The sequence below is a fragment of the Flavobacterium sp. CLA17 genome, from assembly GCF_013112255.2.
Taxonomy (GTDB): Bacteria; Bacteroidota; Bacteroidia; order Flavobacteriales; family Flavobacteriaceae; genus Flavobacterium; species Flavobacterium circumlabens.
Genome location: NZ_CP068294.1, coordinates 1035073 through 1053517 on the forward strand (window position 1 = coordinate 1035073; position 18445 = coordinate 1053517).

The 18445-nt window shown below is 34.6% G+C and carries 13 protein-coding genes; 6 read left to right on the plus strand and 7 right to left on the minus strand.

From position 1 onward, the window contains the following. Positions 1–56: 56 nt before the first annotated feature. Positions 57–884: a hypothetical protein gene (locus tag HAV12_RS04545; RefSeq protein ID WP_171568667.1), complete on the minus strand. Its 828-nt coding sequence runs from the start codon at positions 882–884 to the stop codon at positions 57–59. A gap of 123 nt (positions 885–1007) precedes the next feature. Continuing rightward, complete coding sequence (gene htpG, locus HAV12_RS04550; protein WP_132036444.1) at positions 1008–2891, minus strand: molecular chaperone HtpG; 1884 nt, start codon at positions 2889–2891, stop codon at positions 1008–1010. A 200-nt stretch (positions 2892–3091) separates the two neighbouring features. Between htpG and HAV12_RS04555 the strand changes: the two genes are divergently transcribed. Beyond that, positions 3092–3592, plus strand: coding sequence for a lipocalin family protein (locus HAV12_RS04555; protein WP_132036445.1), 501 nt, complete (start codon positions 3092–3094; stop codon positions 3590–3592). Positions 3593–3609: 17 nt separating this feature from the next. Further along, entirely contained in the window at positions 3610–4305 is a 696-nt protein-coding gene (locus tag HAV12_RS04560; protein WP_132036446.1) for an OmpA family protein, read from the plus strand. Positions 4306–4359: 54 nt separating this feature from the next. Here the strand turns inward: HAV12_RS04560 and HAV12_RS04565 are convergent, their stop codons facing one another. Genes HAV12_RS04565 through HAV12_RS04575 form a run of 3 tightly spaced genes read right to left on the minus strand, consistent with a single transcriptional unit; the run spans position 4360 to position 7453 of the window. Next, on the minus strand, positions 4360–4854 hold the full coding sequence (locus HAV12_RS04565; protein ID WP_171568668.1) for a hypothetical protein: 495 nt from the start codon (positions 4852–4854) through the stop codon (positions 4360–4362). A gap of 14 nt (positions 4855–4868) precedes the next feature. Then, complete coding sequence (locus tag HAV12_RS04570; protein WP_171568669.1) at positions 4869–5606, minus strand: imm11 family protein; 738 nt, start codon at positions 5604–5606, stop codon at positions 4869–4871. Between the two features lie 2 nt (positions 5607–5608). Continuing rightward, positions 5609–7453: an AHH domain-containing protein gene (locus tag HAV12_RS04575; protein WP_171568670.1), complete on the minus strand. Its 1845-nt coding sequence runs from the start codon at positions 7451–7453 to the stop codon at positions 5609–5611. Between the two features lie 156 nt (positions 7454–7609). On the opposite strand from HAV12_RS04575, the gene HAV12_RS04580 reads away from it, so the two are divergent. Then, positions 7610–8560 carry an ABC transporter ATP-binding protein gene (locus HAV12_RS04580; RefSeq protein ID WP_171568671.1) on the plus strand — a complete coding sequence of 317 codons (951 nt, stop codon included), beginning with the start codon at positions 7610–7612 and terminating at the stop codon, positions 8558–8560. A 163-nt stretch (positions 8561–8723) separates the two neighbouring features. Here HAV12_RS04580 and HAV12_RS04585 read toward each other — a convergent pair whose 3' ends face one another. Next, positions 8724–11135 (minus strand): prolyl oligopeptidase family serine peptidase, encoded by a 2412-nt coding sequence (locus tag HAV12_RS04585; RefSeq protein WP_171568672.1) that lies wholly within the window; start codon positions 11133–11135, stop codon positions 8724–8726. A 265-nt stretch (positions 11136–11400) separates the two neighbouring features. Between HAV12_RS04585 and HAV12_RS04590 the strand changes: the two genes are divergently transcribed. Both HAV12_RS04590 and HAV12_RS04595 read left to right on the plus strand, forming a co-directional pair. Beyond that, positions 11401–12408 (plus strand): 3-oxoacyl-ACP synthase III family protein, encoded by a 1008-nt coding sequence (locus HAV12_RS04590; RefSeq protein ID WP_171568673.1) that lies wholly within the window; start codon positions 11401–11403, stop codon positions 12406–12408. 128 nt (positions 12409–12536) lie between these two features. Continuing rightward, entirely contained in the window at positions 12537–13208 is a 672-nt protein-coding gene (locus HAV12_RS04595; RefSeq protein ID WP_171568674.1) for a copper homeostasis protein CutC, read from the plus strand. 107 nt (positions 13209–13315) lie between these two features. Here the strand turns inward: HAV12_RS04595 and HAV12_RS04600 are convergent, their stop codons facing one another. Further along, entirely contained in the window at positions 13316–15733 is a 2418-nt protein-coding gene (locus HAV12_RS04600; protein WP_171568675.1) for a TonB-dependent receptor domain-containing protein, read from the minus strand. A 312-nt stretch (positions 15734–16045) separates the two neighbouring features. Between HAV12_RS04600 and argS the strand changes: the two genes are divergently transcribed. Beyond that, positions 16046–17824, plus strand: a complete 1779-nt coding sequence (gene argS / locus HAV12_RS04605; protein WP_171568676.1) for an arginine--tRNA ligase — start codon at positions 16046–16048, stop codon at positions 17822–17824. Positions 17825–18445: the final 621 nt, after the last annotated feature.

The following is an 18445-nucleotide window of genomic DNA, read 5'->3' on the forward strand; positions in this document are numbered from 1 at the left end:
ATAAATCCCAATCTATTTCTAAATTGGGATTTTTCATTTTTAGCAAACTTGTTTAGTTACATAAGTAAGTTAAATACAGCGCCGTTTTCATTTGTATAAGTATATTTGCTATCGCAATCATTGTTTCCGTAATCAACAATTCCATTAAGTAAACCGCCCTGAATTTTTAGTTTACCTTTAGAAATAAACTCACAAGAATATTTTTTTATTAAGGCTTCCTGAACAGTTAGTGTTAAGGTTGCTCCGTTTGATGAAGTTACAGTATGTGTTCCTTCAGTCATTTCGTAGACATTATCCTCTAAGACAAAAGGAGTGTCAACACCAGCGGTTTGTTTTAGTGTAAAGATTCCTGTATTAAGGAAAACTTTACCGGCTAAATCTGTAAATTTTCCATTGGTTACTTTTCTGCTAAATTGTGGTACAGTTGCAATAGTTGTAGTATTCGTATATTCAATTGTTCCTTCTAATTTTATTCCGTTAATAGAATAATCAATTCTTTCAATGGTCATTTTGCTTCCCGTTGTAGTTATCGGACCGGAAAGAGTGACTTTTAGTTTTCCTTTTCTCATCAATTGATTGTCTGAACAGCCAGCTGTTCCGTAATCTACTGTAAATATTTTTGGATAAGATTCGGCACTTTGCTGCGTAATTGTAACTGTTCCGCAAATTCCGGGAGAAGTTTCTGCCGTTTTTCCTGTTGCAGCTGTTTTTGACGAAATAAATAATCCGGTTTTTAGGTCCATTTCGTTTGTGGCATCAATTGCAATTGATGCTCCAACCGAAGATACATCTGTCTTATTAGTGGTGTCTTTATCGCTGGAACAAGAAATATTGATTAGCCCTGTGGCACAAAAGGTTAGTAGTAAAATAAGGTTTTTTTTCATAGTAGTTTTGTTTTTTAATTAGGTTAAAAAGGCACTCAAATGTAATAAAAAAAAGGATCGGCAATAAAAAAATCCTGTAAGCTGAGCCTACAGGATTTAATAACGCAATTATGATTCAAAAAATTATTTGATCATTTCAAAACTTCTTTTCACAAAAGCGGTTAGAGCTTCTCCTTTTAAAAGGTTTTGAGATAGTTTAGCCAGGTCTAAAGCTTGTTTTACCAAATGCTCCTGATGTGTTTTGTCTTCTGTATTTAAAATACTGGCAGCCAAATCAGAATTAGTATTGACAACCAGATTGTACATTTCCGGCATATTTCCCATTCCGAACATTCCACCGCCACCAGACTGGCTCATTTCTTTCATTCTGCGCATAAATTCCGGTTGCGTGATAATAAACGGAGCTGCCTGACTGTCCATAGCTTCCAATTGTACAGAATACGCTTTTGGAATGTAAGACTCCAATGAAGTTTTTAAAGTTTCCTTTTCTTCATCAGATAATTTAGAAATCGTGTTTTCGTCTTTTTTGATCAGATTATCAATATGATCAGAATCGACACGAACGAAAGTTAAACCGCTGTTATCACCTTCAATTTTCTGAATTAAATGCGAAATAATAGGAGAGTCTAAAAGTAATACTTCATATCCTTTTTCTTTCGCAGTTTCAATATAAGAGTGCTGAGCATCTTTATTTCCGGCATATAAAACAATCAGTTTTCCGTCTTTATCGGTTTGGTTGTCTTTCAGTTTTTCTTTTAATTCTTCAAGAGTAAAGTACGTATCGTCAACCGTAGGGTATAAGACGAAGGCACCTGCTTTTTCGTAGAATTTGTCTTCAGAAAGCATTCCGTATTCCAAAACGATTTTAATATCGTTCCATTTTTGTTCAAAATCAGCACGGTTTTCAGTAAATAATGCTTTCAGTTTATCTGCTACTTTACGAGTGATATAGTTGGAGATTTTCTTCACTGCACCATCAGCCTGTAATCCTGAACGGGAAACGTTCAAAGGAATATCCGGAGAATCGATAACCCCTTTTAACATCGTTAAAAATTCAGGTACAATCCCTTCTACGTTATCGGTAACGTAAACCTGGTTTTGGTACAATTGAATTTTATCTTTTTGAATCTGCATGTCCGAACCTAATTTCGGGAAATACAAAATTCCGGTTAAGTTAAACGGATAATCAACATTTAAATGAATATTGAATAAAGGCTCTTCGAATTGCATTGGATACAACTCTCTGTAGAAATTTTTATAATCTTCATCCGATAATTCAGTTGGCTGTTTGGTCCACGCCGGGTTTGGGTTATTAATGATATTGTCTGTTTCGACAGTTTCATTTACGTAATCTTCAGGAGCATCTTCCGGTTTAGGAAGTGTTTCTGTTCTTGTTCCGAATTTAATCGGAATAGGCATAAACTTATTGTATTTATTCAATAAACCGCTGATTTTTGAATCTTCTAAAAATTCAAGGGAATCTTCTGCAACATGAAGGATGATTTCCGTTCCGCGTGAAGTTTTGTCAGCAGGCTCTAAAGTAAATTCAGGGCTTCCGTCACAGGTCCAGTGCGCTGCAGGTTCGTCTTTGTAAGATTTAGTAATAATTTCTACTTTCTCTGCAACCATAAAGGCAGAATAGAAACCAAGACCGAAATGACCAATAATTCCGGAATCTTTAGCAGAATCTTTGTATTTGTCCAGGAATTCTTCAGCTCCTGAAAAAGCAACCTGATTGATGTATTTTTCTACTTCATCGGCTGTCATTCCTAAGCCCTGATCGATAATGTGGATTTTTTTACCTTCTTTATCAATCTTAATTTCAATCACCGGATTCCCGTATTCTACTTTTGCCTCACCAATACTTATTAGGTGTTTTAATTTTAAAGTAGCATCGGTTCCGTTTGAAACCAGCTCACGTAAAAAGATTTCGTGGTCGCTGTACAAGAATTTTTTGATTAAGGGAAAGATGTTTTCTACTGAAACATTAATTTTACCTGTTGTCATATTTTTTAATTTTTAGTTTAATGTGATGACTTTCATTTAGTCAAATAGAATACCAATTGTTTTTTAAATGACAAAATGTCGTAAGTGTTAATTTTGAAAGAAAATAATCAGATTCTAAAACGAAAGATGTTCAATGAATTGTATATTTGTGCTATAATAATTGTTAAACGTGTAAGTATTAACTTAAATAAATGTACAAAATGAAGAAAATTATTTTCATTTGCTTGATTGCCACGATGTTATTTGCGTGTAAATCAGCTTCGTCAACAGCTTCAACTGAAGCAACGCCGCTTTCGACTAAACTTGACAAATCTACTCAGGTAGCTATTAAAGGAAATTGGGTTCTTACCAATGTTTCCTATCCCGGTTCTGAGTACATAAAAGTGAACTCATTTGATCTTGCCGATTCAAAATGCTTTATTGGCAGTACCTGGAATTTTATTTCAAACAACAATAAAGGAACAATGACTCTTACAGCACCAAGCTGTACAGCATTTACTTCTCCAATTGTCTGGAGTATCAATAATCAGGGACTTTTTGTTCTTAAAATTGTTGAGCCCGGTACAAAATCAAAAAATGTAAAATCAGGTTATTTGCTTAAAGTAGCAGGCTTAACGGATACTTCATTCCAGTTAATCGACAACATCAATGTTGGAGGTCAGGCAAAAGAGGTAACGTACCAATTTCAAAGAGCTAATTAATATTAAAAAGGATAAAAATGAGAAAGATAACAGTTTTAGGTTTGAGCAGTTTACTTATATTAACAAGTTTTTTTATAAGTTGTGATTCAGTAAAAAATGCAAATAATACACAAAAAGGAGCCGGAATCGGAGTTGTTGCAGGTGGTATTATTGGCGGTATATTAGGAAATAATTTAGGTAAAGGTGGAAACGCCGCTTTAGGAGCTGCTATTGGAGCTGCTGTAGGTGGTGGAACAGGAGCACTTATCGGAAATAAAATGGATAAGCAGGCTCGTGAAATCGATCAGGCTTTACCAGGAGCTGATGTTGAAAGAGTAGGTGAAGGAATTCACTTAACGTTGAATGAAAATGCAGTTCGTTTTGATACTAATAAATCAACTCTTACCGCTCAGGCAAAAGCAAATTTAGATAAATTAGTTCCTGTATTTAATGAATACGGAGATACTAACATTGAAATTTTTGGTTATACCGATAATACCGGAAAACCAGAATACAATATGACACTTTCAGGACAAAGAGCTGCGGCTGTGCAGTCTTATTTAGTGGCTAAAGGATTAAAATCAAGCCGTTTTAAAACCTCAGGTTTAGGAATTGCTGATCCTATTGCAACCAATGATACTCCGGAAGGAAGAACTCAAAACCGTCGTGTTGAATTTGCGATTACTGCAAATGACAAAATGGTTAATGATGCAAAGACAGAAGCTGGAAAATAGTTTCTATACAATATAATTTGAAAAAAGCTGTTCGTAATGAACAGCTTTTTTGTTTTAAACGTCGATGTATTTTGTAAAGTATGTGCAGCCAAAGTCGAACCAACTTTCGCCCTTTTTTACTACTATCATTTCGACTTTAGAATTTTCTCCTTTAAAACCTATTCCTAAAATTTGATCCCTATCAATAGAAGAATATTTTTCAAAAATGAATTCAATATCCACCCTGTAATCAAACTTTAAAAAATAGATTGCAGTGAGAACCTGCCCTCTTAGATCATCATCGGGTTCTAGATGTTTTAAAATCCCTAATTGTTCATAGACGGAAGAGTCTATTTCGTCCTCAAAATCATCATCTTCCATTTCTTTATTGTCGTCTGGCAATTTTGGAACATCAAAATAGGCGGAAACCAAATGAAAGGCTAATTCTGCCTGTTCCTCGAATGAATCTGTTTTGCTTTCTATTTCTTGAATTATTTCCTCTAATCCCTTGTCCTCCTTTATCCAGTCTGTAATAGTATCCGATGTTAATCCATTATCATATTCTTCCATAATAAGTCTCTTTGTTATGCTTTACCATATACTTTTTCCCTTTCTCCATCATGAAGCCATTCTTTGGTTGATAATTCCACCGGTTGAAATTCAACACCAGTACAGTTTGCTTCTTCTATTTCTTTTTTAAGCTTTTCAGAAACAACATATTTTGTGCCACCTTGAACATTTTTTAACATAAAAAAATCTTCTTTGATACCATCTTTTAAACTGATTTTATCAATAAAAAAAAATTCATTATTAGTAATAGCTATATTTAAAAATGAATTAAAATTTTCAAAATTCTCAAAGATTAAATATTCATTATTTGTATTATAAGTAGTTTCATAATCATCAGCTTTTTTATGATACTGAATTCTACAATTTTTAATATCAAGTAGATCATTATTGGTTTCATACATATTTAAAATATAATAATCGTCAATGATTTTTTCTTGATAAATTACTGGTGATTTAAAAAATTGTAACCCACTAGTTCTCTTTTTTTCTAATATAGATTTTAAATTACTCTTTATTAAGATTTTAGATAAAAATCCAATCTCGCCTCTAACATCAATTAAATCAGTGGCATTAGATGAAGAATGTAATACGGGAGTAGAAATGATAGGGTTTATATTAATTTCTTCATAATTAAATCTGTCAATAAAATTAGAGTCTTCCCAAATATCACAGCTGTGAATGATTTTTTTTATTTGTGGACTGTGTCCTACTATTTTTTTATTTAATGAATGCTGAATAGAATAATATTGCATAATTAAAAATTTAATTGATTAATTGGAACTCCTGGATTATTTTGAATGGCGGTTCGAACTTTGCTTATAATTTCCATTACTTTTATATAAGCTTCATCCGGAGTTGCATTTAGAGGTATATTGTCTAGATAACCCTGAATTAAATTATCGTAATGAGCATGGCTACCGCTATGTATTGCAGTACTTAGTGGTATTCCGTTTATAGCTTCATTCAGATGAAAAGCATGCTGGGACTTCGAAGCTTTTTGTATAGCTGCTTTTGATTGTTTAGCCCAAGGTATTATATGGTGCGCTTGTCTCAAATCCCCGACAACCAATCCTAATACTTTTCTTAATTGACTTCTCGAACCAAAAGTAATAACGTTGTCAGTAACTTTCCAGACTAATTTTACTTTTGTAGCAATAGTAGTTGCTTGTCTAAATTTAATAGCATATTTAGTAGAAACAGCCGCCCATCCAGCAACAGGTACAGCGCTTGCGGCACTTAATGAAGCATTAACGCCATCACCTTCGATAAGGTACAAAACTCCATTTGTTACATCCGCAAGTTCACCAACAACGGGGACAGTTCCAAATACATCTAGTGTGATGTGAACTACTTCTTTACTAGCTTCCCAATAACACTTTAGATAACTCCATTGTGGATTAATCTTTTTTAAGCGAATCATCTTTTCAATGTGATGTTGTCCGAAATAAATTATTAAGTCCGGATCTTTTGAATTTATGTCAGCTAAGTCTGCATCCATAAACTGGTCTACAGACAGAAAAAAATTATTGTCTAATTCCGTCTCGATTTTAGTATCAGCTTGCGCGCTTAAAACGAAACTAAAGGCTTTTGAATCTACTGCTGCATCATTTTTTACAACATCTATAATTTGTTTTACAAAACTCTTATCAGCAGCAGTATTATTCTGGCCTAAAAAACTTTTAAGGGAAGCGGCAACATCATCATGATGCGACAGAAACTCCAACTGTGAATAATCAAGTGTGCTTCCTAATAAATCATTTATTTCATTAGCAAGTATTGGTACACCACAATCTGCAGATTGACAGGGAGGAGGTAGTGATATTCCGGTATCTACAGCAGGTCCACCGCCACCGCCACTTCCTGAACCGCCACCTCCGCCTGGACCACTTGGTCCTCCATCAGTACTTCCCCCGGTGGTACCCTCTCCACAAGAGTTTGTTAAGTAAGCCACAACCTGATAAGTTGAATAAGGTGGAGCACCATTTCCATCACACTGACCTGCCTGCGACTCTCCTGAATGAGCACCACTATAACATTTATGTGCGGTTTCTATTATATTGAACTCATAAGTGTTCTCGCAGTTTTTTTTAGAGGTTATATTCTGAATCGAAAAAGTTTCGCTATTGATTTCTTTAAATTCGGTTATCTTAAAGTTATTATGCTGGCTCGCTATTCCATCAGGAAAATAATAGGTAATGATGTAAGCTTTGAACTTTTCATCACCTAAATTTCTGGCTAAAATCAGATTGTCTATTGTTTTATTTGAAGCATAGTTTAGCTTTTCTATATAAAACGTGTAAGATTCACGTAATTTATCAGGCCTTTTAGTATAGGTAATATTATCTGTGAAAATTTTAAAATCCTCTGTTTGGATATTTTTACTTGTGACATTAGATTTTAGATTGTCTAAATTTTTAAGCCTGTTGAAAAGGGAAGTATTTGATTTAAAGTAATCATAATTTTTATGCAGGATTATAAAGTTTTCTTTTTCCTGGTTTGGTATTTCAGATTTGTCAATTTCCGCACTGCATCCGTATAAAATTAGAAAAATGGCTAAAGCCAGAAGTTTTACAATAAATATTTTTTTTGTTTTACCCATTATTTGATTACTTAAAATATACAATTAATATTATGCGAGTCCAAATATATACAAAAAGTACTACAAAATAAAAATATTTTTTTATGAATTATCTAATTGCTTTTTTTTGACTTTCGGTTTTAAAGGTTGTAAATTTGAATCCTCAATTAGAATTCAATGCTTGATATAAAAAATATCTCCTTTTCGTATACGGATGCGCCGGTTATTAAAAATGTAACTTTTTCAATAGAAAAAGGGCAGAATATTGCTATTATAGGGGAAAGTGGCTGTGGAAAAAGCACACTCCTTAAGCTTATGTATGGATTGTATGATTTAGATGAAGGTCAGATTTTTTATAATGAAAAACCTGTTTTGGGTCCAAAACACAATTTGATTCCCGGAATGCCCTTTATGAAATATCTGGCACAGGATTTTGACCTGTCTCCCTATGAAACTGTAGCAGAGAATGTCGGGAAGTTTCTTTCGAATGGTTTTGCCAATATGAAAAAACTGCGCGTTCAGGAATTACTGGAAATGGTAGAAATGGATCAGTTTGCACATGTGAAAGCTAAATTTTTGAGTGGAGGACAACAGCAAAGAGTTGCTTTGGTCAGAGTTTTGGCTTTGGAACCAGAAGTTATTTTACTTGATGAACCCTTCAGCCAGATAGATGCCTTTCGTAAAAATGCGTTGCGACGAAATTTATTTCGCTATTTAAAACAAAAAGGAATAACCTGTATCATTGCCACTCACGATAGTACAGACGCTTTGTCATTTGCTGATGAAGCTATTGTGATGCGAAGCGGTGAAATCATTGTAAAAGACAATCCGACAAAAATCTATGAAGATCCTGAAACGAAATATGTAGCGTCACTTTTCGGAGAAGTAAATGAAATCGCAACACATTTATTACTCGACTATGAAGATCAGGCACATAAAACATTAGTGTATCCGCATCAGTTTAAAATGGTTTCGGAATCTAATTTGCCGGTTAAAATCAGAAGAACTTATTTTAGAGGAAATCATTATCTGATAGAATCCGTTTATAAACGACAACTCGTTTTCTTTGAGAGTGAAATTGATTTACCACTTGAAGAAAGTGTTTTTCTGGCGTTGAATTATTTATAAGAAAAAATATTTGATACTTAATACGAACCCGATAGGTTTCAAAAACCTGTCGGGTTTATTATTTAAAAAAAACTTAGCATCTCAGTAACTCAAAACCTCAGCGACTAAGAAAGAAAACCTTTGCCCCTTTGCGACTATGAACCTTTGTACCCTAAAAAAAAGACTAGTTTTTCAAATACTTTTCTAAAAACTGATCCTGCTCCCAAAGCAAATGCAATATGTTCTCTTTTGCAACATATCCGTGAGCTTCTTTAGGTAAAATTACCATTCTTGCCGGAGCTCCCAATCCTTTTAAGGCCTGGAAATAACGTTCTGTCTGTAAGGTAAAAGTTCCCGGATTATTATCTGCTTCACCATGCACCAGCAAAAGCGGAGTTTTCATTTTATCAGCATTCATAAAAGGAGACATTGTATTGTAAACTTCTGGGGCTTCCCAGTAATTGCGCTGCTCGCTTTGAAATCCGAATGGTGTTAAAGTTCTGTTGTACGCGCCACTTCTGGCAATTCCACAGGCAAAAAGATTAGAATGCGTCAATAAGTTAGCCGTCATAAAAGCACCATACGAATGCCCGCCAATAGCTACTTTCTTTCTGTTGATATAGCCTAAGGCATCTACTGCATTGATGGCTGCTTCGGCATTATCGACTAATTGTGAAATGAAATTGTCATTCGGTTCTGTTGTACCTTCACCAATGATCGGGAAAGCCGCATCGTCTAAAACGACATATCCTTTAGTAACCCAGTAGACAAATGATCCATAATACGGAAAAGTAAATTCATTTGGATTTTGTGTCGATTGCCCCGCGCTGTTTTTGTCTTTATATTCAGCCGGATACGCCCAGATTAACAAGGGCAGTTTTTCCTTTTTCGCCTTGTCGTAACCAGCAGGCAGGTATAATGTGCCTGAAAGTTCAACACCGTCCTTACGTTTGTATTTGATTACTTCCTTGCTGACATTTTTAATGCTTTCGAAAGGATTTTTGAAAGCTGTAATAGGGGTCAGGCTATTTTGTTTTTTGATGTTTCTGAAGTAATAATTCGGATAGTCATTTTTGGACTGGATTTGTACCAAAACTTTTCCGGTTTTAAAATCTTCAATCTCTATCAAATCTTCTTTTTTGTCTTTATAGGAAGAAGTATAAAGGCGTTTGTTTTTTAAGGTTTTAAAATTGAATTCATCTATAAACGGAAACTGGCCTTCTTTTGTATAACCTTCCCCAATACGGTAAGCATTGTCTTTTTCAAGGGCTAAGACATATTTGTTATACTCGTTTTTTCTGGTTTCGAAAGTACCCGGATCAGAATAGACATCTTGTGAGTTCCTGTCTGTAAGTAGTTTTGGCTCTTGTCCCGGAGTGGATGGATTAATTAAATAGGTCTTTACATTACGGGTATCATACCATTCATCAGAAACAATGGCAATATTATCGTTCCCCCAGGTTATACCCGAAAAACGCTGCGGTAATTTTACCAGGGTAATCGGATCGTTTGTAAAAGGAGCATCCCAAAGAAAAACTTCATCTCTGAAGTCTGCCTTATTTGCAGGATTTCCTTCGTCTAAAGCAGTCACATAGGCCAAAGTAGCAGGTTTGTCATTTCTCCAGCTCATTTCTCTTTTCCCTTTTCGTACCGCCATAAATCCTTTAGGAATAATTTCGTTTAAAGGAACTTCATTAACGGTTTTAATTTCTTTTCCTCTAATGTCATAAACAATGGTTTTAGAAGGGAATCTGTTTAAGGGAACTACATAAGAAAATGGCTTCTGAATCGTGGTCAGCATGATATAATTGCCATCAGGCGAAATTCTTTCTCCGGCAAACATAGAAGCTTCTTTAAATAAGGTAGCGGTTCCGTTAAGGTTGACTTTGTATAATTCAGAAGTCACGCTATTTTCAAAATTAATTTCATCATTTTTGTTTTTCAACATATCCGGATACGTCTTGTTTTGGGATTTCTCTCCTGAAGTATTCGAAACAATTGGTCCCGTTGGCAGGTCTTTTTTGGAATCCAGTAAAGGCTGTCTGTTTTTAGGAAGCATTTTTACCAATATAGTATCATTGTCTAAAAGCCAGCTAAACGGATTACCAAGATTGGCATTGACAGTTGCCTCGGTAAGCCTGGTCGCTTTTGCAGTAGCAACATCTAAAACCCAAAGTTCAACCCCTGACTTGGTCGTGTGTGAAAACAGAATTTTTTTATCGTTTGGAGACCAGAGCACATTGCTTACTTTAGGATTATCCGGCAAACCTGTAACCTGTATTTCATCTGTACTGCTTATTTTTCGGACTTTCAGGTTGTTAATATAAGTTACTGTACTTGAAATGTTAGTGACAGGATTGATTCGTAAACCCGCAAGGCGAAGCTCTTCCTGATTTAAATCATCTAATGTCTTATAGGTGTTTCTGTAAGACAGCAGCATATATTCTTTTTTAGTATCCATAGATACAGAAGGAGCCCTTTCGTAATCCGCTAAATCTAAAATTGATTTGGAAGGTTTCTGATAGGTTAAATTTTCTTGTGCAAAGCCAAAAAAACCAAAATTTAGAAGTAGTAATAGTGTAACCTTTAATTTCATAATTTGAATTTTAGGGGTTTAAAAAATGATACTGATAAATGTTTGTCTAAACTACTTTAGTCTTGTTACATTTTAAGTTCTAAATTTAACTTTTTTTAGGTTTTATAGGAATTAATTGATTTATCGGAATTTAAAATGAATCAATATAAACTATTATTAAAGTATATTAAATTGTCAATTACGAAAAAAATAGTAATTTGTACGCTTATGTTTTAAACTATACTTAGATTTGCAATCCAATTTTTTAACAAATAATAAAAAGAATATGTATCATTCAAAAATAGCGGGCTTAGGATATTATGTTCCTTCAAATGTTGTAACCAACGATGATTTGTCTAAGATTATTGATACCAATGACGAATGGATTCAGGAAAGAACAGGAATTCAGGAGCGCAGACATATCATTCGTGGAGAGGATACCACAACTTCTATGGGAGTAAAAGCAGCTAAAATTGCGATCGAACGTTCCGGCATTGCCAAAGAAGATATAGACTTTGTAGTTTTTGCTACATTAAGTCCGGATTACTATTTTCCAGGACCGGGAGTTTTGGTACAACGTGATTTAGGATTAAGAACTGTTGGGGCTTTAGATGTTAGAAATCAATGTTCCGGTTTTATTTACGCAATCTCAGTTGCAGACCAATATATCAAAACAGGAATGTATAAAAACATTCTGGTAATTGGTTCCGAAGTGCATTCAACAGGATTGGACATGACAACCCGCGGACGTGGCGTTTCGGTGATTTTTGGAGATGGAGCGGGAGCGGCAGTTTTAAGTCGTGAAGAAGATTTGACCAAAGGAATTTTATCCACGCATTTACACTCAGAAGGGCAACACGCCGAAGAACTGGCGTTACAGGCACCGGGAATGGGAGCGCGCTGGGTAACCGATATTCTGGCCGATAATGATCCAAATGACGAAAGTTATTATCCGTACATGAATGGACAATTTGTGTTTAAAAATGCAGTAGTTCGTTTCGCTGAGGTTATTAATGAAGGTCTGGAAGCAAATGGTTTACAGGTTTCTGATATTAATATGCTGATTCCGCATCAGGCGAATTTGAGAATTTCACAATTCATTCAAAACAAATTCAAGCTGTCGGATGATCAGGTACATAACAACATCCAGAAATACGGAAATACAACGGCAGCCTCTATTCCGATTGCTTTGACAGAAGCCTGGGAACAAGGAAAAATAAAAACAGGAGATACAGTTGTCCTAGCTGCTTTCGGAAGTGGATTCACTTGGGGAAGTGCTATTATTAAATGGTAAAATTTCTGTCTTAATATTATATTAAACCTGTTCACTTTCTGAACAGGTTTTTTATTTTTGACCTGTTTAGTTTTTGATTTCAGGAAACGGGAAATCTTCTTGAAAAAATTTGTTGTAATACAGTAAAAATGAAAAAAAATCAACTCGAAATAGCCTGTTTTAATTTTGAATCTGCTTTGATTGCCCAGGAAAATGGAGCAGACCGAATTGAATTATGTGAGAATATGCAACTCGGAGGAACAACACCGAATTATATTTTGGGAGTAAGAGTCCGGGAACAATTGTCGATTCCAATGCATGTCATTATCAGGCCCCGCGGTGGAGATTTCGTTTATTCTGATGAAGAGCTGATCGAAATGAAACAAGACATTAAACAATTTAAAAAATTAGGCATCGATGGGTTTGTTTTTGGAGTTTTAAATGAAGATGGCAGCGTAAATAAGGTAAGGAATAAAGAATTGGTGAATTTAGCCAGTCCGCTTTCCTGTACTTTTCACCGGGCTTTTGATGTTGTTGAGAATGTAGAACAATCTTTGGAAGATGTAATTGACTGCGGTTTTAAAACCATTCTGACTTCGGGACAGGGCGTAAATGTTCTGGAAGGAATTTCTGTTTTAGAGAAAATTCAAAAATTAGCTGGCGACAGGATCATAATCATGCCAGGAGGAGGTCTGAGATCTTCGAATATTCAGGTATTACAGGAAACATTACAACCTACTTTTTATCATTCTTCTGCCATTACGGATCATTCGGAAACAGCGGATCCTGAGGAAATAAAAAAAATAAGAGCTAATTTTTGATTTATTACTCGTGAATGAAAATAAAAAAGGCCTGAAGTTGGCAAACTCCAGGCCTTTTCTCTACAAAAAATTATTAAAAATATAAAAATCTGCTAATACGAACGGGACTAAAACATTCCGCCACCGTCTTTATTAGTGTTGTCTTCTCTTTGTTTACGCTGCAGTTTTTTGATTTTTCCTCCTCCAAAGTTATACGTTAAACCTAAATAAACAGTCTGGCTCTCCCAAGTAAACTGTCCTGCCTGAGGATAAGGATACATCGTATCGAAAGCATATTTCATGGTATTGAAAACATCATTAAAACGCACACTTATATTCATCTTGTTGTCTAACAATGTATAACGTGAACCTATGTCCATTTTGTACATTTCATGACTGTTATTTTGAAGTCCGTCGCTTGGGCCTTTGTAAAATCCAAATAAAAGGAAGCTTAAACGTTTGTTTACTTTAAAATTCGAGTTCATACGAGCATTAAAAGCCGAAACAGTAATTTTTCTTTCAACAGGATTACTCGTATTGGTTGGCGTATCATATAGAAACACAATTCCTTGCTGATTGATACTCGAGAAATCAATAGACGGAGAGATATCCCACCACTTTGTAATTTTATAATTAAAAGACGCTTCAAATCCATAAGCCGTATTGCTGTCGTAGTTGGTAAAAGACATAATTTGTTTTTTACCGCTCAGGTCTGCTACATCAGGATATAAAATTCTGCTGATCTGATCATTGATTTGTCTTACAAATACTCCGGCAGTAAAACTTCCTTTTTCTAATGTTTTGGTATAATTTACTTCAACTGAATTAGTAAACTGAGGTCTCAATTCAGGATTTCCAAATGAAGTTACTAAAGGAGTAGAAAATTCACGAATAGGCTTTGTCTGCTCTAAACTTGGTCGGTCTACACGACGGCTGTAACTAAGCTGTAACGTATTTTTCTCATTTAGGTTGTACGTCAAATAAGCAGAAGGATACAGCGTAATGTAATCATCATCAAATTTTTTCTGGCCGTAATTCAGATTGGCAGCCACTTTATAACTTTCAAAACGGGCTCCTACCTGATAACTGAATTTTTTATACTTCTGTCCGAAAGTTACATAAGCAGAGTAAATATCGGTATCATAGGTATAGTTTGATATTTGATCTTTTGCCGCAACAACGGGATTTCCAGTTGCATAATCATTGCCTGTTCTGGTAATTCTGGCTTCGGCACCAGCTTCAAGGGTTGATTTTTCACTTAATGGATTCACATAATCAATATTCATGGTGCTTAACTGACGATCGCTTTTAATCAAATCGTTGTAAATTATGTTTTTCACCGTATTATCGGGAGCTGTCGTTTTAGTATCAAAATTGGCATTTTGAGTTTCTTTGCTATCGCTGTAGTTTCCTTCAAAATCTAAAGTATGACCCTCTTTTTTGAAAATATGTTTATAAGCTAAATTATACGTTCCTGTTTCTTCAGGTCCTGAATATTTAGATTTTTGAAAGATATTTTTAATGTCCGGATCCCCATTGTTATAATCAATGTCAGTATCTACAAATCCTTTTCCGGTCGATTTATTCTGATTCGTGTAAAAAGATAAAGTATTGTGATCGTTGATCAGGAAATCCATACCAATCTTGTAGAGGTAAGAATCATTCTCATTTTTAATGTCCAGATCCTGTATAATATTCTCATCAAATCTTCGGATCAGACCATCATTAAAATAAGTTCCGAAGTTTTGTCCCACATTCCCGAAAAAGTTCACTTTTCCGGTTTTATAATTCAAATCCAATGACTGATTGTATTTGGCCGTTTCACCAAAAGTAATACCACCACTATAACTTCCGTTGAAGCCTGTATTAGCATTTTTATGCAAAATGATGTTGATAATTCCGGACATTCCTTCCGGATTGTACTTGGCACTTGGATTGGTAATCAGCTCAATTTTTTTGATAGAAGTTGACGGAATCTGTTTTAATAACTGGGCCGGATCAATATTACTGGGTCTTCCGTCAATTAAGACACGTACATTATCATTTCCACGAAGGGAAAGTTTTCCATCCTGGTCTACGTTTACAGATGGAATATTGTTCATAATATCAGATGCCGAAGCTCCTGCTGTAGTCAGGTCTTTTCCTACGGTAACCACTTTACGGTCAATTTTTTGTTCTATTGTAGAACGTTCATTTACAATGTTTACGCCTTTTAGCTGTGTAGCTTCTTCTTCAAGAGCTACTTTTACAATTGCTTCTTTTTTGTTGTCACTTAAAATAATTGAACCCACATATTTTCTAAACCCAATGTACTGAATTTCGATGGTATAGTTTTTTAAAGCTAAATTTTTAAAGCTAAAATCACCATTATCATCTGTGTTTACTCCGGAAACTACCTTTCCGTTGTCCTTGATAGAAACCGTAGCATATGAAATTGGAGTATTGTTTGATTTTTCGGTAATTTTTCCGGAGACTGTCCCCGAATTCTGAGCCTGAGCTGTTGCCATTACACCCAGTAATGCGAACAGAAAGAATTTTAATTTCATAACGTGGTACTTGATTGATTTGATTTGATTGATGATGATTTGTTTTTAGTTTTTTTCTTTTGAAATGAATTCAAAGTCCCTATTAAGACTCTTTTGTTATCGATATGTTACAGAAAAAGAAAAATAAAGTTTGCTTTATTTGAAGACCCGCTGTTTTATAAGAGATTAAGGTTTTGATTTTTTGATAATTTTAACAATTGAAATAAAGTGTTTTTTGTGAAATTCTGACTCTTTTCAATAATTTTATATGTTTTTGATTTTCTCTAATTGGTGAATAAGCAGTATCTTTGCTCACTTTAAAAATAAGTTTACATGTCATTATCACAAATTCTTACACCTTCTATACAAAAAGCAATACAAGCATTATTTGATGTTAGTGTTGATAAAATTGAGTTTCAGACTACCAGAAAAGAGTTTGAAGGCGATATCACCATGGTACTGTTTCCTTTACTAAAAGTGATTAAAAGTAATCCTGTTGAGTTAGGAAATAAAATCGGAAATTATCTGGTTGAAAATGTTTCCGAAGTGGCGCGTTTCAACGTCGTATCCGGTTTTTTAAACATTGTGATTGCAGATCGTTATTATTTGAATTTCTTTAATGAAATAAAGGACAATGCAAAATTTGGTTATGTAACTCCAAATCCGAAGGAGAAAGCCATTATGGTCGAATATTCTTCGCCAAACACCAACAAACCGTTGCACTTAGGTCACGTTCGTAACAATTTGTTAGGATATTCTGTTGCCGAGATTATTAAGGCTTCGGGTAAAAAAGTATATAAAACACAAATCATCAACGATCGTGGAATTCATATCTGTAAATCGATGCTGGCCTGGGAGAAATTCGGAAACGGAGAAACTCCCGAAAGTTCCAATTTAAAAGGAGATAAATTAGTTGGTAAATATTATGTAGAGTTCGATAAAGCGTATAAAGCTGAAATCGCTCAATTGATGGAAGCCGGAAAAACAGAGGAAGAAGCAAAAAAACAGGCTCCGATTATCATTGAAGCCCAGGATATGCTTAAGAAATGGGAAGCCGGGGATGAAAAAGTGATTACGCTTTGGAAAATGATGAACCAGTGGGTTTATGATGGTTTTGCTACTACGTACGCTAATCTTGGCGTTGATTTTGACAAATATTATTATGAAAGTAATACCTATTTATTAGGAAAAGATGTAGTTCAGGTGGGACTTGATAAAGGTGTTTTCGAAAAAGATCCGGACGGTTCAGTCTGGATTGATCTGACAGATGAAGGTCTGGATCGAAAAATTGTACTTCGTTCAGACGGAACAGCCGTTTATATGACCCAGGATATCGGAACGGCAATTCAGCGTGTAAAAGATATGCCGGATGTAGGCGGAATGGTTTATACCGTTGGTAACGAGCAGGATTATCACTTTAAAGTCTTATTCTTAATCCTGAAAAAATTAGGTTTTGACTGGGCTTCAAGTTTGTATCATTTATCATACGGGATGGTTGATTTACCTTCCGGAAAAATGAAAAGCCGCGAAGGAACCGTTGTAGATGCCGATGATCTTATGCAGGATATGACAGCTACTGCAAAACAAATTTCTGAGGATTTAGGAAAACTGGACAGTTATTCTGCTGACGAAAAAACCAAATTATACAAAACAATTGGCCTTGGAGCTCTTAAATATTATATTTTAAAGGTAGATCCGAAGAAACGTATTTTGTTTAATCCGGAAGAATCAGTGGACTTTGCAGGAAATACGGGTCCTTTTATTCAATATACGTACGCAAGAATCCAGTCGATTATTCGTAAAGCCGATTTTGATTTTTCAAGTAAAACGGATACTACAGCCTTACACGAGAAAGAAAAAGAACTGGTAAAACAAATCGAGCTTTTCCCGGAAGTAATTCAAAATGCCGCTCAGAATCATAGCCCGGCGTTAATTGCTAATTACACTTATGACCTGGTAAAAGAATACAATTCATTTTATCAGTCCGTACATATTTTAGGAGAAGTTGATCTGACTAAAAAAATATTCAGAGTGCAGCTCTCCCAAAAAGTGGCTGAAGTTATAAAAGCTGCTTTTACTTTATTAGGAATTGAAGTTCCGGAGAGAATGTAAATTTCAGTAAACAGATTTAGGAAAGCCGATAGTGAACTCACTATCGGCTTTTTTTGTTTAGAATTTCAAATGTGGACAGTTACTTCTACGTCATTAAAATAGTAATTCTTACAATACAAAAAAGATATTTAAAAATAAAGTAAGATTTTATTTGCATATAACAATATATTATATTAATTTTCCTACCTGTTAGAAGCAAAACATAAAAAGACGCATTTAAACCAATTTTGCAGCTCAGATACCACAAAAGAGTCACTCTAAACAAGTCCAAACAAATATCCTACAATATTGTTATCAGAGATTAAAGATATCTCCTTATTATTCATTTTTAATTATTTTGAATTAGTACCCTTTTAGTTATAAATAATATAAGGATCAACCGTCTGAATTAATTTTTGGACGGTTTTTTATTTTTTATCGAACGACCGAACATTCAATAAACTTAATAAGGGGTCTTATTGTGCTTTTTTCTTTTGAGTTTTTTCAGTTTTGTTAAAATCACGAAAATAATTTTTGAAATGTAAGATTTTACATTATCTAATGTTTTATAAATGAATATAAAGTAGTATAATATTTACATTTATTAGTGTTAAATAAGTAATTATTCTTGTTAAAAATATT